Origin of the sequence: Halomonas sp. PA16-9, assembly GCF_009728585.1 — a bacterium.
GTDB lineage: Bacteria > Pseudomonadota > Gammaproteobacteria > Pseudomonadales > Halomonadaceae > Vreelandella > Vreelandella titanicae.
This window is the reverse complement of the sequence record NZ_CP040451.1, coordinates 2,421,352-2,438,270: the sequence shown is the minus strand read 5'-3', so window position 1 is coordinate 2,438,270 and position 16,919 is coordinate 2,421,352. Positions and strand designations below refer to the sequence as shown.

The window sequence follows — 16,919 nt, the reverse complement described above, 5'->3', positions numbered from 1 at the left end:
AACAATTATGCGATCAATGGATTGCTGTACGACATTCAGTTTCTGCAGGCCCTTCTACCGCCTATGCCTTTTATGGTCGAGCGCAATGCGATCCTTTCGTGGAAGTCCCACCGGCATGCCCCCCTTGCAGCACATCTGCGCATCCGGATTTATCGCCGCACGCTGATTCCAAAACCACAGCAAGCGCTCACAGATAGTGAGGCGGAGAAATGGCCAAAGCCGCGGATTTCGTTGTGCAATGCCTGGAGAACGAAGGTGTCGAGTACGTGTTCGGGATTCCCGGTGAAGAAAACCTGGACCCCTTGGAGTCGTTGCGCCATTCCAGTATCAAGCTGGTATTGACTCGCCATGAGCAGTCCGCAGGTTTCATGGCGGCTACCTATGGTCGGCTGACCGGTAAGGCCGGCGTCAGCCTGGCTACCTTGGGACCGGGCGCAACGAATCTGGTAACGGCGGGTGCCTACGCGTATCTGGGCGGCATGCCGATGCTGATGATCACCGGCCAGAAACCAACGCCAACGCCGTATGGCAAATCGGCTAAGCGCTGAAAATTCAGGAATATTGGGGTTTCAGCCGGCTGATGGCGATTCGGGAAGTCAACGAAGCACCTATGTTGTTCGCCGCATGTGCTGGTTACCTAGTGTCAGTGCATGGCGGTGGTATTTGCCTCGTCATGAGCGAATGAACTCCAGCAGGACGACATTGATGAGTTCGGGGTGCGTAGCGAACAGGCCGTGCTCTCAATCTCACTGCCACTGAAGATGCTATTTCGTTCCAGCGACAGCGAATTGAACCTCTAGCTTTTGAGTTTAGACGCAATGGAGGCGACATATTCGCCCTGATGGCGGGCAATCTCCAGCTCACGATCATCAGGTTGCCGAGAGCCATCAGCGCCCGCAATGGTCGATGCACCGTAAGGTGTGCCTCCACTCACCTTCGAGATATCGAATAGCGCGGGCGTGGTGTAGCCAATAGGCACAATAATCATGCCGTGGTGCGCCAGTGTGGTCCAGGTAGAGGTGATGGTCATTTCCTGACCGCCCGTTGTCCCGGTCGAGGTGAACACGCTCGCCACTTTACCTGCCAGGCTTCCCTTGGCCCAAAGGCCGCCGGTCTGATCGAAGAAGGTACGCATTTGCCCTGACATATTACCGAAGCGGGTTGGCGTACCGACGATGATAGCATCATAGTCGGCCAGCTCCGCTGGTGTCGCCACTGATGCGTCCTGGTCGACCTTTCCGCGCGCTGCCTTGAAGGCTTCGTTATCCATGGTTTCAGGGACACGTTTCACAGTGACCTCTACGCCATCGACGCTACGAGCGCCCTCAGCAACTTTGTTCGCCATGGTTTCGATATGACCATACATGGAGTAATAGAGAACAAGAACCTTTGTCATTTTTGCTTCCTCTTTATTGGGGTTCTGCATTGGGTTCACCTTTGAAAAATGTGATGCCCATTCACTATCACAAGCCCTCCCTGCTTATGATTGGACGACAATCTTTGCTTGGGATGATTGTGTGATTCTGTATATTAATGATCCAACTATCTGATACTTCGGTGTAATTAAGGCGCGGCGGACCTAGGAACCGCCTAGGTCGCGGGGATAGTGGTGCATTGGGCAGCATAGCTTTTGAGGGGCAATCACACTCCTGCTTCGACAGAAACCTCACCGAGGGGCAACGCCGTTTGAAGCTCAGTTCAACACTGACGTGCTGGCGTTTATCCGCAGTAAAAAAGATTACGGCGCCCGAACGGTCTTTGGGTGTCGCTCATCACATACTCATTCAAATTCAGAGCGTCATCCAATAACAAGCGGCGGTGTTTTGCGACAGTGACCAGGCAGGGAAGTATTGCCGTCGACGCTCGTTAATTGGTAAATCAGGCTTGCTCATAGCAGAGATATAACCATGACGACTTTCTGTAATAGCCTGGCGTCACTTCTCCTCCCTGAAGATTCAGTACTTATTCTTATCGTCCATCAACTCCATCCATCGAAAAGCATCCCTAAATCCCTTTCTCGAAGCGAGGATCTACAATGAAAGCGCAAATACTTAACTCATTTGGCGGCCCGGAATCGTTCGAGCTTAGCGAGTTACCCAAGCCAGTGCCGCACGCAGGACAAGTGCTGGTGCGGGTACACGCAACCTCCATCAACCCTCTGGATTACCAGGTACGGCGTGGCGACTATCCCGACCTGGTGCCGCTGCCAGCTATTACCGGGCATGACGTATCAGGTGTTGTCGAAGCCGTTGGGCCAGGTGTAACGAGCTTCGTGCCAGGCGACGAAGTCTGGTACACGCCGCAAATTTTTGACGGCCCTGGAAGTTATGCCGAGTACCACGTTGCAGCCGAGAGCATCATTGGGAAGAAGCCGCCCTCGCTGAGTCATCTCGAAGCGGCCAGCCTGACCTTGGTTGGCGGGACGGTGTGGGAAGCATTGGTCGTGCGTGCGGCGCTCAGAGTGGGGGAAAGCATCCTGGTGCACGGCGGCGCGGGAGGCGTCGGTCATGTGGCGATTCAGGTGGCAAAAGCCATGGGTGCCAGGGTGTTCACCACAGTGCGTGAAGCTAATTTTGAGTTCGCCCGAAGCCTAGGGGCTGATGTGGTCATCGACTACGGGAAAGAGGATTACGTTGACGCCATCCTGCGGGAAACCGGTGGCCACGGCGTGGATGTAGTGTTCGACACCATCGGCGGCGACACACTATCGCGCAGCCCCGACGCACTCGCGCAGCTTGGCCGCGTGGTCTCGATTGTGGACATTGCCCAACCGCAAAACCTTGTGGAGGCCTGGGGTAAGAACGCCAGTTATCACTTCGTTTTCACCCGACAAAACCGCGGCAAGCTTGATGAGCTGAGCGCATTGATAGCCCGCGGTCAGCTGCAGCCACATGTAGGCGCGGTCTACTCACTTGCCGATATTCCAGACGCCCATGCCCTACTGGAGACTCCCAACAACGGCCTCCGGGGAAAAATCGCAATTGCCGTCGAGCCATCGCTCGTCTCGTAAGTGCGAATGTTTAACCATTGAACTCAACTTGAGGGAATATCCCATGGTTTATGAAATCGCTCTGCTGCCAGTTCGCAAAGAACAGATTGAACAGTTCAGGCGAGCATTTGACGAGGTCGCTCCTTTGCTCACCCGCGCCAAGGGTTACGGCGGCCACATGCTCGCGCAAGGGATTGAAACGCCCGAGTTATTCAACCTGATCGTGCGATGGGCGTCACTTGAGGATCACACGCCGGGCTTCGAAGAGAGTGAAGACCATCAGATGTTCATGATGGGCTTAGAAGCGTATTTTGCGGAGGAACCTAAGGTCTACCATATCGAGGGGCAGTTTAGTGAAAGCTGCCCCTAAAATTACCCATGTTCCGGCTCGCTGAAACTTTTTAAAACTTTCATTATGAACTTTTTAGGGCATTTTCCTTTATGCAATTTTATCTTCAATAACTTCTATCGGGAGCTCTCAAATGACTGACTTCTCTAACCATCGTGGTTATTCTACGATGTTCAAAGAAGAAAAAATGACCCTCGGGCTTTTCTTCGCTATTGAATCTTATTCGGGCTCAGTCCCCGAGATGAACATCGAACAACAGATCAAAACAGCCAAAATGGCAGAGTCATCTGGATTTTCTGCCCTCTTCTTTAGAGACGTTTTCCTGAACGTTCCTTCATTTGGTGATGTCGGCCATATTTATGATCCATGGGTATTCATGGGTTATGTAATGGCACACACATCCCGTATCGCTCTTGCCACGGGCAGCATTGTCAGCACTCTTCGACACCCGCTGCATATTGCAAAGGCGGCGGCGTCAGCTGATCGTCTATCCGGTCAGCGCCTAATCCTAGGACTAGCAACGGGTGACAGACCCTCAGAGTTTTCGGCATTTCAGACACCCATCGATACTCGCAGCGAGCTCTTTCGCGAGACGCTTGCAGTGTCTCGCCAGGTTTGGAAGGAAGACTTCCCTGACATTTCGACTGAACGCGTAAACATGTCGGGCGGCGACTTATTGCCAAAGCCGATGCTGAATGACATACCTGTGTTGGTCACTGGCAATTCGCGACAGTCGGTGGAATGGATCGCGCAAAACGGAGATGGTTGGCTCTATTATCCTCAACAAGTAGACCAACAAGCGCGGACGATTCAGACATGGCGATCACTTACCGAAGGTTTCAGGCCGTTTTCACAATCATTGTATGTAGATCTTTCTGAAACCCCCGATGAACCACCAACTCCCATTCACCTTGGACTCCGAACGGGTTACCGCTCCCTGATTGATTACCTCAATGCCCTGCAAGAGATTGGTGGTGAACCATGTCGCGCTAAACCTTAAATATGGTAAACGACCTGCACACGAGGTGGTGCAGGAAATTGGTGAATTTGTGGTTCCCCACTTTTCAGCACATTGAACCGTCGACACATACCAACCCATGAGAAGAGTTACGCAGGCACAAGGCGTTTCAACCCCCTTTTTCATTTGGATGGGCGACCATTGCAGCCTATAGAACCGAGGGAGGATGGCAAACTGAAACCAGTGGCCCTCAAACCGCATACGCGTGCAATCCATCGGGCATTTGTACAAGCCAGCGCGGTTCAGTCTGTTTTATCTTTCCTCCAAAGCCTTATGCGCACCCCTCGATTGATACCCTGAAAACACTCAAAGAACCGTCTGAAGTATTACTTGGCACGCCTACATCGCTTCTTACCTTTGCGTCGACTTCTTCAATGCACGCATTTATTCGGTGGCAGGTACTAATGGAAAGTAAACCAATACTGAGCAGACTTGGCATTTTACCTCTTGTGCCAAGAGATGCTGCTGAACCTCACCGAGTGGCAACACCGCTTGAGCTGCTATTTGATCTGGTTTCGGTCATTGCAGTCGCCTCCGCTGCGGCAGGTCTTCATCATGCCATTTTAGCTTTCCACATAACTGAGGGGGTGCTGAAGTTCTCAGCGTCTTTCTTTGCCATTTGGTGGGCGTGGATGAACTTCACTTGGTACGCCTCTGCTTACGACAACAACGACAGTCTGCATAGAGTATTAACAATAGTGGCTATGGCAGGTTCGCTTGTTATGGCCGCAGGTATCGATCGATTCTTTCAGACAAACAACATAGACATGATCGTCGCAGGGTTTGTCGTTATGCGCCTTGCAATGGTTTGCTTTTGGTTGAGGGCGGCAAGGCACGACCCGGAACGTCGACTGACGGCCTGCCGGTATGCAGTCGGCATCGCAATTGCTCAGGTGTATTGGGTGGGATTGATGCTCGCTCAACCGTTAGCATTACATCTATTGATAGGTTTTTATGCTCTCGGTGCCCTGTTCGAGTTAATGGTTCCGGCATACGCGGAGAGTAACTACACCACCCCTTGGCATCGACGCCATCTCATTGAGCGGTATGGCTTGTTTAATATTATTGTGCTGGGGGAAACACTACTGGCTGGCAGCCTAGCCATTCAACGAGTTGCAAGCGACAACATGAGCAAGGAATTAATTGGCATTGTGATCTCTACTTTGGTTTTGATGTTCTCACTTTGGTGGGTTTACTTCTCACAAGAAGAGCACGTTGCCCACCCGCGTTTGTCGTTAGCATTGCTATGGGGGTACGGTCATCTATTGATTTACATGTCTGGGGCAGCCGTTGGTGTGGGTGTCGCGGTACTGATAGATGTGGTCACCGGCTATTCAAGCTTATCCAAATCAGTTGGTTTACACATCATAGCGGTTGCTATCAGTGGTTATTTGTTCGGGCTTTGGTTGATAAGAGAACGATTCGAACTGGAAGGAACTGGGCGCTACATATTGTTATTAACATCAGCCGTGATCCTTTTCTCTCCTCTAATACTACCCATTGAGGGTATCACTGCACTACTGGTCATTGGCGTTGCAGTTCGAAATCAATATGCATGCAAACCCTTCAAGCAAGAAACTCCTCATGGAATTTGAGCAATCAACTTTTGCACCTAAGAATTGCTGACTCAATGACTATCGCACCGATCACGGAGAACCAACATGAATGATAAAGCAGCAGAACCGGTACCCAGTGTGCATAACAACGCCGGTAGATCGATCATTATCAGGCATACCGTCCGCCCGGAATTCAGAGAACGTTATGAAACTTGGTTAAAGCAAATAATTGCTGCAGCAGCAGAATTTCCGGGTCATGAAGGTGTCCATATACTTCGCCCCCCCGAAGGGCACGACACTTTTGAGATTGCCGTGCGATTTTCCAGCAATTCCGCTGCGGAAGCATGGCTAGGCTCAAACATCCGCAAGGAGTTGTTATCGTCCATCGTGTTCGCGCTCGCTTCTGATGAGCAACTGGAAATCAAAAGTGGAATTGACTTCTGGTTCACACCCCCGGCTTCGAAAGCCAAGCAACCCACTAGATGGAAACAATGGCTTATAACAACCGCGGTAATATGGCCTTTAACTATCATAATTCCAGTATTGTATCAGCCTCTATTCAACATAATTCCTGCGATCTCCGTCTGGGGTGTTCGTCATGGAATTATCGCCGCGACCATAGTTGCCCTCGTCGTCTACTTAATCATGCCTAGGGTAGTTCGACTCGTGGCTGGCTGGTTGTTCCGCTAGGACATCAGTATGCAGCTTTCGCCAGGTTTGCGGTGACAAGCCTGTTTCGCGTCTGAATACTCGACAAAAATGTGACTGGTCACAAAATCCGAGACTAATCGCGATTTCGCTTAATGGGCGCTCGGTACAGAGCATATATCGCCCTGCTGCCTCCACTCGCCTGGCCGACACATACATTAATGGAGTTATGCCGGTCTTCTGCTTGAACGCATGCGAAAAATGACTGACGCTCAAACCCAGTAGTGAAGCCAGTTCGGCTGTGCGAATGCATTGGTCGAGATGTTCATTTATGAATTCATTGACACGCAAGATCTGCCACCGTGCCAACCCTCCCCTGTGTATGCGCTGCGACCCTTCGCTCTGACCCTCAAGCGTTAGCAAGGCGATCGCTTGATTCAAGTAAGTCGAAGTGATTTCGAGATCATGATCCATCGCTCGCTCCGCTTCCGTTAGCAACGTCAGCAGCTGCCTATTCTGTTTCAACCACTCGAGACCACAAGAAGAGGTACTGCTCACTGGATCACATGTGCTGGCACTCACGTTCATAGCTCACGCTCCTTGGCCAAGGGCAAACTCTGGTAACTTGCTTAATTCGTCGTAGCACAGGATGGCGTTAGCGCGGGGCCTCACACAGCCCCAAACGGGGAGGCATTAAACAACACTAAAGAGGGGGGGAGTTATTACAACAGATCGATAATTCCCCGCTGAATGCTAATAGTCACTGCATGTGTTCGATTGTTGGCTCCGAGTTTGTCCATGATGTTCCGAAGATGTCCCTTTACTGTCTCCTCGCCGATCGCCAGAGCGACAGCGGTCTCCTTGTTCGACAAGCCGCGAGCGACGCATTGCAGTACCTCAAGCTCCCTGCCGGTCAGACCTTCCTGATCAATATGGGCCGCCAGCTCTGCCGCGATCTCTGGTGGGAAACGCCGTTTACCGGCTGCCAGAGCGCGTATCGTGTCAATGAGCTCGCGGCGCAGCATACTTTTTAAGAGGTAGCCGCGCGCGCCCGCTTTGATCGCTTGCAACGCTCTTACATCACCTCGGTAGGTGGTGAGTACCGCGATACATGCTTGCGGAAACTCCGACATGATGGCGCTAATGGCACCAATGCCATTGAGCTCAGGCATTTGAACATCCATCAGCGTAACGTCCGGTTGCGTTGCCCGGTACAGCCGGATTGCCTCCAGCCCGTTGGAAGCTTCACCCACCACGCTTATGTCTTCATAATTGCCCACTACTGCCGCAATACCCTCGCGTATCAGAGAATGATCATCGACTACCAATACGGAAATGGGCTCCTGATGATCGACCATAAGTTTACCCTGTCCTGATTGAACGGTTTTGTTTGTCATCGATTGGTTTTTCATAGGCAATGGTGCCAGGCAATGACAACCTGATACGCGTACCGCTCTGCTCGCTGCTAACGATCATCAGAGTTGCCTCAATTCTTTCAGCAAGTTCATATATGCCCCTCAAACCGCCGTGCCCAGGTCTCCCGCGCATTCGTTGGTAGCGTGGATCCATGCCAACTCCGTCATCAGCAACAAGCATCTCGAATCTGTCCTTAGCGTAGGTAAAGGTAACGGAAATCTGCGTGGCCTCTGCATGACGCAATGCATTGAAAACCGCTTCTCTTCCCACTGATAGAAAACGTCGCGAACCTCATTGCGCAGCGGCATCGGCTGCCCCACGTTGCTAACGCGGTAGGCTACAGAAACCGAAGCGTCGGCCTCCTGCTGTAACAATTGGAATGCAACAGCCAGATCTTCCGCCGGAGATATTTCACCGCGCAACCCCGTAATTCGATCCCGGCCTTCGGCCATCACTTGATCAGCCCGATCCAGCGCACGTTCCATCGCATGACGAGCATGGGACTCTTTAGGCAAACTGTCGGTCACCGCCTGGATGCTGAGCATCATGCCCTGCACGCTTTGCAGCAAGGTGTCATGCAGTTCGCGTGCGATGCGCTCACGCTCATGAAAGCGCTCTTCCAGGCGTGTTCGAAGGACGGCCTTTTCCCTTTGCGTATAAACACGGGACATCCAGAACACGAGCGCCAGCAACGCCCCTGAAGAGAGCAGTAAAAACCATGGACGTAGATAGAAAGACCGGGGAACGCTGAAAACCAAAGCTTCCTTAGGACGATAGAATTGCCCACTCTCATCAAGCACACGAACATGGAATTCGTAATCACCTGGTCGCAGGCGTGAGAAAACAGCTTGCCTGGAACGCCCTGCATCGACCCATTCTGAATCATGACCCCTAAGTCGGTATTGAAAGCGCATGCTCTCGGGTGCGGTGAGGTTTAACGCAGAATAGTCAATAACAAGCCTTTGCGGTGGTGCTGATAAACGAACAGGTGCAGCGGAGATGCCAACGTCGACACCATCAGCTATAAGCGCCTGGATGGTAATGACGGGTGGATGTGTCATATCACTTGGTTTATGGGGATCAACACGGACGACGCCTTGTCCGGTAGCAAACCATAGCGAGCCTTCAGGCGTAGAGACCCCAGTGGGCAGTGGCAATACTTTGTGGGGATCCATGGGTAGTCGGCCAATGTGATCGTAAGAGCTGTAAAACAGTGTTTCACCGCCAGCTATCACCCTATCTATCTCCGCTGCAGGCAACTTAAAGATGCCACTGCGGCTATGAACCCAGATATCCATCCCGGATTCTCCAGCGTTCTTCTCTGCCGGCACGGCGATTAAGGCGTAGATATTCTGAAATGATCCGGCGGCCGGCACATCTAGACGATGAAAGCGCCCATCCTTTAGGTAGGCCAGACCATGTTGACCACCTACCCAGGTGCGTCCGGGCATATGCAGCATGGCGGTGACATGGCCAATGTCCAGTCCTTCCTCGTAGCTCCAGCGCTCGAACTTATGCTCTGCAAAGGACACCAGAAGGTTGTCCCGGTAGCCGAACCACAGTTTCCCTAATGGGTCTCGGGAGGCGCTCACAGGCATTACCTGACGCTCCGAATCACTAAATGGGTCAATAGGTTGCCATTGCTGATCAGCCCAGACGAATAGACCTTCTCTGTTCACGGAGACCCATATATCGCCATTTTGTCCTACCGCCATTGTCCTAACGGCAGATTCCGGGGTGGATTCGACAGGTAATGCTGCAACGCGCACAAGTTCATCGTCCGAAAGTGAAAAAACGCCCTGATGCCCGCCAATCAACAAGCCGTGTTGCTGACTGTTCACCAATGAGTTGATCGGCATGTCTAATTCAAAGGTGGAATCGATTGCATTCGTGAAACCCTTCAGTTGGCCGCTGTCGGAGCCGACCCAAAGTGAACCATCACCATCTACTGCCAGTGCAGTACTGCCCACGCCTGTAGATAAAGCGAGGGGAGCCAGATCTTTACGCTTGAGTCGATCCAGGCCTGCATCCGTACCTACCCACAGATTGCCATCACGGTCTATGAGCTGTGCCAATACATAATCAGAGCTAAGTCCGTCACGAGCGGTATACGAGCTGATTACATCTCTGCCCTCTGTAGCCTCGTGTATCTTTCCGGTAGCAAGGTAGTGCAAACCGGATCCACGTGTGCCCAGCCAAGCGTCTCCCTGCTCATCCAGAACGATACTGTTCGTACTTGATATCGGTATTTCTTCAAACTCGACGCCAGCAAAGCCTGTTTTTGTCAAATGCAGTAACCGCTCCGTGGAGCGATCAGTTACCCACACGTCGCCTGAGGGGGATGATGCTATTTCGCTGATTGATGGACTCCTGATACCCGTTCCTATGAACGAAGATGCACCCGGGGGGAGCATATAAAGCTCCTCTTCGCTCGCTGCCCAGATATATCCATCTTCGTCCACGTGCACTGCTCGGGCATGACGGCTAGTAAAGCCCATCTCCTTGCCAATCGGGCGCCAACCTGTGCCGTCATGATGTGCAAGCCCCTCATCCGCCGCGACCCAGACTCGCCCCTGCTGATCCTCGGCAAAGCTGTATACCACCCCGTCCGGCAGGCCTGGATCAACCGGTTGCATCACGCCATTTTCACTGATCAAACGGGCTCCACCGATACGAAACCCTACCCATAGCCCTTCCGCCGTGCTGGCCAGCGCGGAGACCACGCCCAGCGGCTCGCCGTCAGCAGGCTCGAATTTCTCGAACTCGAAACCATCGAAGCGATACAAGGAGTCATGAGTACCCAGCCAAAGGTACCCATCAACGGTTTGCGCAAGCGCGCCCACTGCAGTGGGCCCCCGGTCGCTGGCAGTCCAGCGACGGTGATCCATGTCGTTCGAAATGCGCGCCACTGCACTTGAGCACGCAAGACAGCCAAGCACTAGGCTCAGCAGTAAAATTACGTATGTTCGCAAGGAATACACCTACAGCGTCTTTTAAGTACCAAAGCCGTTGCGAGCTTTCAAAACCAGCCCAACTGCTGCTGGAGCCATTCAATAATTCGATCGGCGACACGCTCCCAGCCTGACTGTGTAATAAGCAGATGGCCGTACCCGGGAAAAGCGATGTAGTCTGTCGGCGCCAGGGACCGTCTCTGATAGAAATAGTTAGCTAAAACCACTGAACTGGCAACCACTCGATCATCACCAGCCGAAATCAGTAATAGCGGCCCTCGCTCCTGAGTGAAAAGTAGCCTGCCACCCACGCCCAGTGCTGCTGTTATCATCAGTGTTTGCGGGACTCTGCCAACCAACTGCTCATACAGCGGCGCTGCTGACGGGCGCGACCCCGGATACGCCACCCGGCAGAAAAACTGCGCAGGCGTCATGCGTAAAAAGCGCATGCCCTGCCGTCTCTCAACGCTTGCCGTGAGTATCTGCAGTAACGAGCGAAAGCCGGGGGAGACCCGCTGCGGTGGACGCGAGGCGATGGCGACACCAGCCAACCCCAGGCCACGATCAAGCAACAGCTGAACAATCAGCCCGCCCATTGCATGACCAATTAGAATAGGTGGCGTCGAAAAACCTGCAATTTGAATAGCGTAGAAATCCACAAGGCATTTAAGGGGAGAAAACCTAGCATCTTTGCCATGCAGAATTTGATACCACCCTGCTCGCCCTGGAGTGGCAGCGATAGGACACTGCAGGCGTAGCCGCAGGCCTTGAAGTGGCGCTCGAACTTTTCCCATACCGTTGGGTTTAGCCAGTCGCCTTGAATAAAGCAGATATGGTAGCCCACGAGCGGTAATCAGTGGCCAGCTACGTGCATTGAATGATGCTTCATCGTTTTTCGGAGCTTACCGTTCAATAGCCTGTACCCCGAAAGACATCTGCCGCTGTTGGCCGATAAAGATTAGCTGTGCATAGTTAAGCTGTGAATAGTTCAGCTGTGGATTGCTGGGCATAAGGACTTCAAGCCTGGGCTTCTGCATTGGGTTCACCTTTGACAAATGTGATGAATGTCGTGAAACATCAGTTCACTGTCGCAAAGTACTGCCAATGATTCTTGGATAACTACCTAAGATTAGGACAAGAGTGTGATGAGCGACGCCCGACTACCTGCTCGAGCGTCGTAGAAGTTTCAACTGCGGATAAACGCCAGCACGTCGGCGTTGAACTGATCGGCATCAATCTGCGCCAGCCCATGAGAACCACCAGGGTAGACTTTCAGGATGCCGTCATTGACGATCTCAGCAGCCAATTCAGCTGAAGCCGCGAGCGGGACAATCTGATCATCATCGCCGTGGACGAACAATACGGGCTTGTCGATGGCTTTCAGGTCAGCGGTATAATCGACTTCAGAAAACTCGTGAATGCAATCATAGTGAGCCTTGATCCCACCCTGCATGCCCTGCAGCCAAAACGATTCCTGCAGCCCTTCATTGACGGCAGCCCCTTCCCGGTTGAATCCGTAAAAAGGCACGGTCAGGTCGCGGAAAAACTGCGAACGATTCGACGCAGTGCCCGCACGAATACCGTCAAACGCTTCCATTGGCGTGCCATGAGGATTGCTATCGGTTTTCAGCATCAAAGGCGGCACCGCGCCAACCAGTACGGCTTTAGCCACCCGCGAAGAACCATGGCGTCCGATATAGTGCGCCACTTCGCCGCCACCGGTGGAATGGCCAATCATGATGATATTGCGTAGATCCAGATGCTCGAACAGCTCGGCGAGATCGTCCGCATAACGATCCATATTATTGCCATCCCAGGTCTGCTCCGAGCGCCCGTGGCCCCGGCGATCGTGCGCAATAACCCGATAACCCTGCTGGCCGAAGAACAGCAACTGGTTATCCCAGGCGTCTGAGGAAAGCGGCCAACCGTGGGAGAAAAAGACTGGCTGACCCGAGCCCCAATCTTTATAGAAAAGTGAGACGTTATCGCTGGTAGTGAACGTAGTCATAAGTACTGCTCCTGTTGGTGAGTACCACTAGGACGTTAAAGCGCTAATAACGAAGGCGATAGAACAAAAATGTCGCGTTTGGATGAATAGAGGCTTGAAGAACTAGTCAGGCGCGGCCCTAGCAGCCTATGCCGTTTCCGGTTGAGAGCGACCCGCTCCCTCGGCGGGATCGAACATAGAGATGCCACCGTGGGCTACCGGCATCTCATCCTGTAATACGTCCCAATGTTCAACCAACTTGCCCTCTTCAACCCGAAAGATATCAACTACCACCTGAGGCGTATCTGCCCAGCCGCGGATACGGCCGTGGATGGCGACAAGGTCACCTTCAGCAATAATCAGGCCGGGCTCGTAGTAGACTGATGGCGAAAGACCTGCCACCAGCGCCTGCAGCGCATCTCTACCTTGGGGGATGTTGGGATTGTGCTGAATGTAATCTGCTGCATAGAGGCGCTCCACTGCAGACGCATCATGGCGCTGGAAAAGTGATGTCATCGCGTCAAGCACCAAAGCTTTGTTGCGATGAGGCCGCTCATCAGAAGTACGATCCGCCGGATGTGTGACCGTAAAAGCCCCAGTCATCCGCAGAAACTCACCGCTAGGTAAGGTTGCGAACGAGTGAATCAGACCTCGATCATAGTTCTGAACGTTCGTGACCGTCGCACCATCATGCTCCTGCCAGCTTACTGCGAAGAGGCTGTTGCCAAGTGGCACGACCTGTATATCGACGGTTTCGGTTCGGGCAAATGGCCCATCCTTAATCTCGAATTTCAATTGCGTCACTGACAGTAGCGTCAGATTGACCTGTAGCTCTGGATAGGAAACATGCATTTCCAAGCCAACAGGGAAACTATCTATGGACATTTCACGGTCCTTTATTTGAGACTCAGCCGGGCTGGCTGCGGTCATCACCAATGGCATGACGGCTTGTTGCAAGAAGGATGACGAGACTCTTACAGTCACTAGCTTTCTCGCGACCCGTCGCTGAAAAGTCTCGTCATCCCTGCTCAGATTATTCTGCGCTGCCAGGCACCGGCGTATTGAGCAACTGCTGCTCCCACATATACGCAATACTGCTGCCACCGCCATGCTGCCTCATGACCTCGAGTATCTCGACAAGGTGCTCCGTCCGCGCCCAGTCTCGCTGCCATTCGGACGCCAATGCCATCCAGGTCATCATGTTCACGCCGGCCGCAATCATGCGCTGTATGCCGACTTCGTGGGCCTCCAACGACGTACCGCCAGACGCATCCGTGATGACAGTGACGTCCCAGCCCTCGCCTGCAGCCTGAATAGCCGGCATGGCTACACAAATTTCGGTCCACAGGCCAGCAATGATCAGCTGCTTGCGGCCCGTCGCCTTGACCGCATCTACTGTTGGCTTGTCTTCCCAAGTGTTGATGAACGTGCGGTCGATGATCTCCTGGCCAGGAAATACATCAGTAATCTGAGGAAAGATGTCGCCGCCCTGGGCAGCGACCACACTCGTTAGGATGGTAGGAACATTGAAAGTTTTTGCAGCCTTCGCAAGCGCCGCCGAATTGTTAATTACCATCGTTGGTTCGTGACTATTAAGATTTGCGAGCTGGTAAGGTTGGTGGTCAATCATCACCAACACCGAGTCTTCGGGACGAAGAAGAGACGCAAGGCCATTACGAAAAGTCATGAAAATATCCTCTGTCAGTTGTCAACTTTTGCGAGCTTGGTTTCCCGTTAGCAATACGCCAGCGGCGGCATTGCCCGGAATTAGATACTGCTGCACTTATATTCGGCGCAGTAGCCCCCTTTGAAGCTAAGCTGTGTCGCAGAATGGGGAACAATGAAGGGGATATCGAAGGGTCGTACATCCTGTGCTAGATAGGTGCCCAGAGCGGGCACCACACTGTCCTGGCGAAAGCACACGGCATGCCCAAAAAGCGGACACTTATTTGCAGCAGTATTGTCCTATTCGGTTTTTCAGCCGGGTAGTAACATTTTGCAGAAACCATTGTTGCTATTCGTGGAACGCTAAAATGGACATTGAAGAATTACAGACATTTGTAGAGGTTGCTCACGCTGGAGGCATTTCACCTGCCGCCCTTCGGCTCGGTATAGCTAAGTCGATTGTTAGTCGTCGACTCGTCCGTCTCGAAGCAGAACTGGGCGTTCAACTTCTTTCGCGAACCACCCGCGGGGCAGCTCTTACCGAAGCTGGTACTACCTTTAGAGACTATGCAGCCAAAATCTGCGTAGAAACCGACGTGGCTAGAGAAGCGATTCTACCCAACGGTGCACTTCGCGGGCGCCTGAGAATCGCAGCTCCACTATCGTTTGGGCCAACGCATTTCGCTCCTGTCCTGGCAGAAATGGCACGACGACATCCTCAACTACACATACACACCTGCTACAGTGATAGCCGTGTTGATCTGATCACCGATGGTTATGACTGTGCGATACGGCTTGGCTTTCTAGAGGATTCGACCCTGAAAGCACGGCGCGTTGGCCCGATTTTTGGCAACCTCGTTGCGAGCCCATGCTATATCAAGACACATGGGGCGCCGGGGAAGCCAGATGAAATATTGGCCCATGAGGCTCTTATGCAGGGCACAGAAGCCTGGCAATTCATGGACGGAGACAAGATCATAACGGTGCACCCGCAAGGGCGATTCAAGGCCGACAGCGCCACAGCCCTCGCCGCCGCCGCTGTAGCTGGGCTTGGCGTAGCCTGGCTGCCCGACTTCATTACCCAGGAACATAGGGCATCTGGCGCGCTTATTCCCATTATGACGCGCTACCCTCCCCCTCCGGCCGGTGCCTATGTTATCCGCCCGCCAGGCCAGCATCCTGCACGGAAGATCCGGATCCTTACCGAGATGCTGATCGAGTACTTTGAACAGTCTCCGTACCTATGGAGTGGCTCGGCATTGCGCTCAGTTTCTACGAGCACCAAGGCTTCTTGAGTAGTCCGAGTTAAACAGCGTCACCATAACGGCGGCAACGGCCTATTCACTATGATGTTAGCCGAGCTGGGGATTGGCCAACATTTTGACTGCTGCTCACTGCACGATTGCCCAGCACAAGCACGCCCCCAATACGTGAGAGCGTGCACCCAGTGTTACTTTTGCTGCGAAGTGAAGCTCTGCATCAAGTTAGAGTAATGGGGAAGGTGACTGGCCAGGATCCCACAAAGCCTTCGATATCGTTGCGCCAGTCGCGATGTAGTTCGCCTGCCACGGCAAACCAGTTGACAAGTTGAACTCCGGAAGCCTGCATCCTGCTCCATGCGCCATCCCGCGTTACTGGATTGAAGGTACCTGAAGCGTCAGTCACGACGAAAACATCAAAACCTTCTTCAATCGCAGATAGAGCCGGGAACGCCACACACACTTCAGTGACAACCCCAGCGATGAGCAGCTGTTTTTTACCAGTCGCTTTTACCGCCTTCACGAAGTCTTCGTTGTCCCAGGCGTTTATCTGACCTGGACGTGCAATATAAGGCGCATCCGGAAACGCAGCTTTGACCTCCGGAACCATGGGACCATTCGGGCCGTTTTCGAAGCTAGTAGTCAAAATGGCCGGGATATTGAAGAACTTGGCGATGTCTGCCAAAGCCAGAACGTTATTTTTAAAATCATCAGGGGAGAAATCCCGCACCAAGGAAAGCAAACCAGCTTGATGATCTACCATCAGCAGAGCAACATCATTTTTATCCAAACGCTTGTATTCGATACCCATTTTTCTTCTCCTTACCGGTTAAAGGTCGGTTTCCGACCAGAAGTATTGCCTACGCTCTATCAGAACGAACTTTCCGCTCTAAAAGTCCATGATGGCTTATCATTCTTGCCAAGCGCTGGCGCTTATTATTGGATGGTTGCCTTAGATTTGGATAAGGGTGTGATCTGCGACGCTGGAACAGTGTTCGTTCGCCGAAAATCTCAATGGCGATGCCTATCTGGTAGCAGTATCGTTCTATTCCCGCGCTTTATATGTCAGTACTATTTTGTG

Annotated in this window: 17 protein-coding genes; 7 read left to right on the top strand and 10 right to left on the bottom strand. The window is 52.7% G+C overall.

Translation table 11 applies throughout. The features are described from left to right. Positions 1–209 precede the first annotated feature (209 nt). Positions 210–548, top strand: coding sequence for a thiamine pyrophosphate-binding protein (locus FDY98_RS11205; protein WP_027959345.1), 339 nt, complete (start codon positions 210–212; stop codon positions 546–548). Positions 549–796: 248 nt separating this feature from the next. On the opposite strand, the gene wrbA is transcribed toward FDY98_RS11205, so the two are convergent. Continuing rightward, entirely contained in the window at positions 797–1,396 is a 600-nt protein-coding gene (gene wrbA / locus FDY98_RS11200; RefSeq protein WP_027959344.1) for an NAD(P)H:quinone oxidoreductase, read from the bottom strand. 639 nt (positions 1,397–2,035) lie between these two features. Between wrbA and FDY98_RS11195 the strand changes: the two genes are divergently transcribed. The 5 genes from FDY98_RS11195 (at position 2,036) to FDY98_RS11175 (ending at position 6,602) form a co-directional block, all read left to right on the top strand. After that, complete coding sequence (locus FDY98_RS11195) at positions 2,036–3,010, top strand: zinc-dependent alcohol dehydrogenase family protein (RefSeq protein ID WP_027959343.1); 975 nt, start codon at positions 2,036–2,038, stop codon at positions 3,008–3,010. 43 nt (positions 3,011–3,053) lie between these two features. Continuing rightward, entirely contained in the window at positions 3,054–3,359 is a 306-nt protein-coding gene (locus FDY98_RS11190) for an antibiotic biosynthesis monooxygenase family protein (RefSeq protein WP_027959342.1), read from the top strand. Positions 3,360–3,471: 112 nt separating this feature from the next. Next, the gene (locus tag FDY98_RS11185) at positions 3,472–4,338 is read left to right on the top strand and encodes a TIGR03571 family LLM class oxidoreductase (RefSeq protein ID WP_340146486.1); all 867 of its coding nucleotides are present in this window, start codon (positions 3,472–3,474) and stop codon (positions 4,336–4,338) included. A gap of 422 nt (positions 4,339–4,760) precedes the next feature. Further along, positions 4,761–5,951 (top strand): low temperature requirement protein A, encoded by a 1,191-nt coding sequence (locus FDY98_RS11180; RefSeq protein WP_027959340.1) that lies wholly within the window; start codon positions 4,761–4,763, stop codon positions 5,949–5,951. A gap of 66 nt (positions 5,952–6,017) precedes the next feature. Then, positions 6,018–6,602, top strand: a complete 585-nt coding sequence (locus FDY98_RS11175) for an antibiotic biosynthesis monooxygenase (RefSeq protein WP_027959339.1) — start codon at positions 6,018–6,020, stop codon at positions 6,600–6,602. Here FDY98_RS11175 and FDY98_RS11170 read toward each other — a convergent pair. From FDY98_RS11170 to FDY98_RS11135, 8 genes are all read right to left on the bottom strand, one after another. Further along, the gene (locus tag FDY98_RS11170) at positions 6,552–7,034 is read right to left on the bottom strand and encodes a helix-turn-helix domain-containing protein (RefSeq protein WP_231500672.1); all 483 of its coding nucleotides are present in this window, start codon (positions 7,032–7,034) and stop codon (positions 6,552–6,554) included. The genes FDY98_RS11175 and FDY98_RS11170 overlap by 51 nt on opposite strands. 248 nt (positions 7,035–7,282) lie before the next feature. Further along, on the bottom strand, positions 7,283–7,972 hold the full coding sequence (locus FDY98_RS11165) for a response regulator transcription factor (RefSeq protein WP_232778993.1): 690 nt from the start codon (positions 7,970–7,972) through the stop codon (positions 7,283–7,285). Next, on the bottom strand, positions 7,923–8,195 hold the full coding sequence (locus FDY98_RS29500) for an ATP-binding protein (protein WP_442907962.1): 273 nt from the start codon (positions 8,193–8,195) through the stop codon (positions 7,923–7,925). Before FDY98_RS29500 ends, FDY98_RS11165 begins: the two co-directional genes overlap by 50 nt. Further along, the gene (locus tag FDY98_RS11155) at positions 8,078–10,948 is read right to left on the bottom strand and encodes a sensor histidine kinase (protein ID WP_155705829.1); all 2,871 of its coding nucleotides are present in this window, start codon (positions 10,946–10,948) and stop codon (positions 8,078–8,080) included. Before FDY98_RS11155 ends, FDY98_RS29500 begins: the two co-directional genes overlap by 118 nt. Before the next feature lie 47 nt (positions 10,949–10,995). Next, positions 10,996–11,721: an alpha/beta fold hydrolase gene (locus FDY98_RS11150; protein WP_155705828.1), complete on the bottom strand. Its 726-nt coding sequence runs from the start codon at positions 11,719–11,721 to the stop codon at positions 10,996–10,998. A 392-nt stretch (positions 11,722–12,113) separates the two neighbouring features. After that, complete coding sequence (locus FDY98_RS11145) at positions 12,114–12,935, bottom strand: alpha/beta fold hydrolase (RefSeq protein ID WP_027959335.1); 822 nt, start codon at positions 12,933–12,935, stop codon at positions 12,114–12,116. A gap of 126 nt (positions 12,936–13,061) precedes the next feature. After that, positions 13,062–13,799 carry a nuclear transport factor 2 family protein gene (locus FDY98_RS26195; RefSeq protein WP_196518001.1) on the bottom strand — a complete coding sequence of 246 codons (738 nt, stop codon included), beginning with the start codon at positions 13,797–13,799 and terminating at the stop codon, positions 13,062–13,064. A 148-nt stretch (positions 13,800–13,947) separates the two neighbouring features. Next, the gene (locus tag FDY98_RS11135) at positions 13,948–14,601 is read right to left on the bottom strand and encodes a hydrolase (protein ID WP_027959334.1); all 654 of its coding nucleotides are present in this window, start codon (positions 14,599–14,601) and stop codon (positions 13,948–13,950) included. A 346-nt stretch (positions 14,602–14,947) separates the two neighbouring features. Here FDY98_RS11135 and FDY98_RS11130 point away from each other — a divergent pair, with 346 nt between their 5' ends. Further along, positions 14,948–15,874 carry a LysR family transcriptional regulator gene (locus tag FDY98_RS11130; RefSeq protein ID WP_027959333.1) on the top strand — a complete coding sequence of 309 codons (927 nt, stop codon included), beginning with the start codon at positions 14,948–14,950 and terminating at the stop codon, positions 15,872–15,874. A gap of 184 nt (positions 15,875–16,058) precedes the next feature. Here FDY98_RS11130 and ycaC read toward each other — a convergent pair whose 3' ends face one another. Beyond that, positions 16,059–16,649, bottom strand: coding sequence for an isochorismate family cysteine hydrolase YcaC (ycaC, locus tag FDY98_RS11125; protein WP_442907917.1), 591 nt, complete (start codon positions 16,647–16,649; stop codon positions 16,059–16,061). Positions 16,650–16,919: the final 270 nt, after the last annotated feature.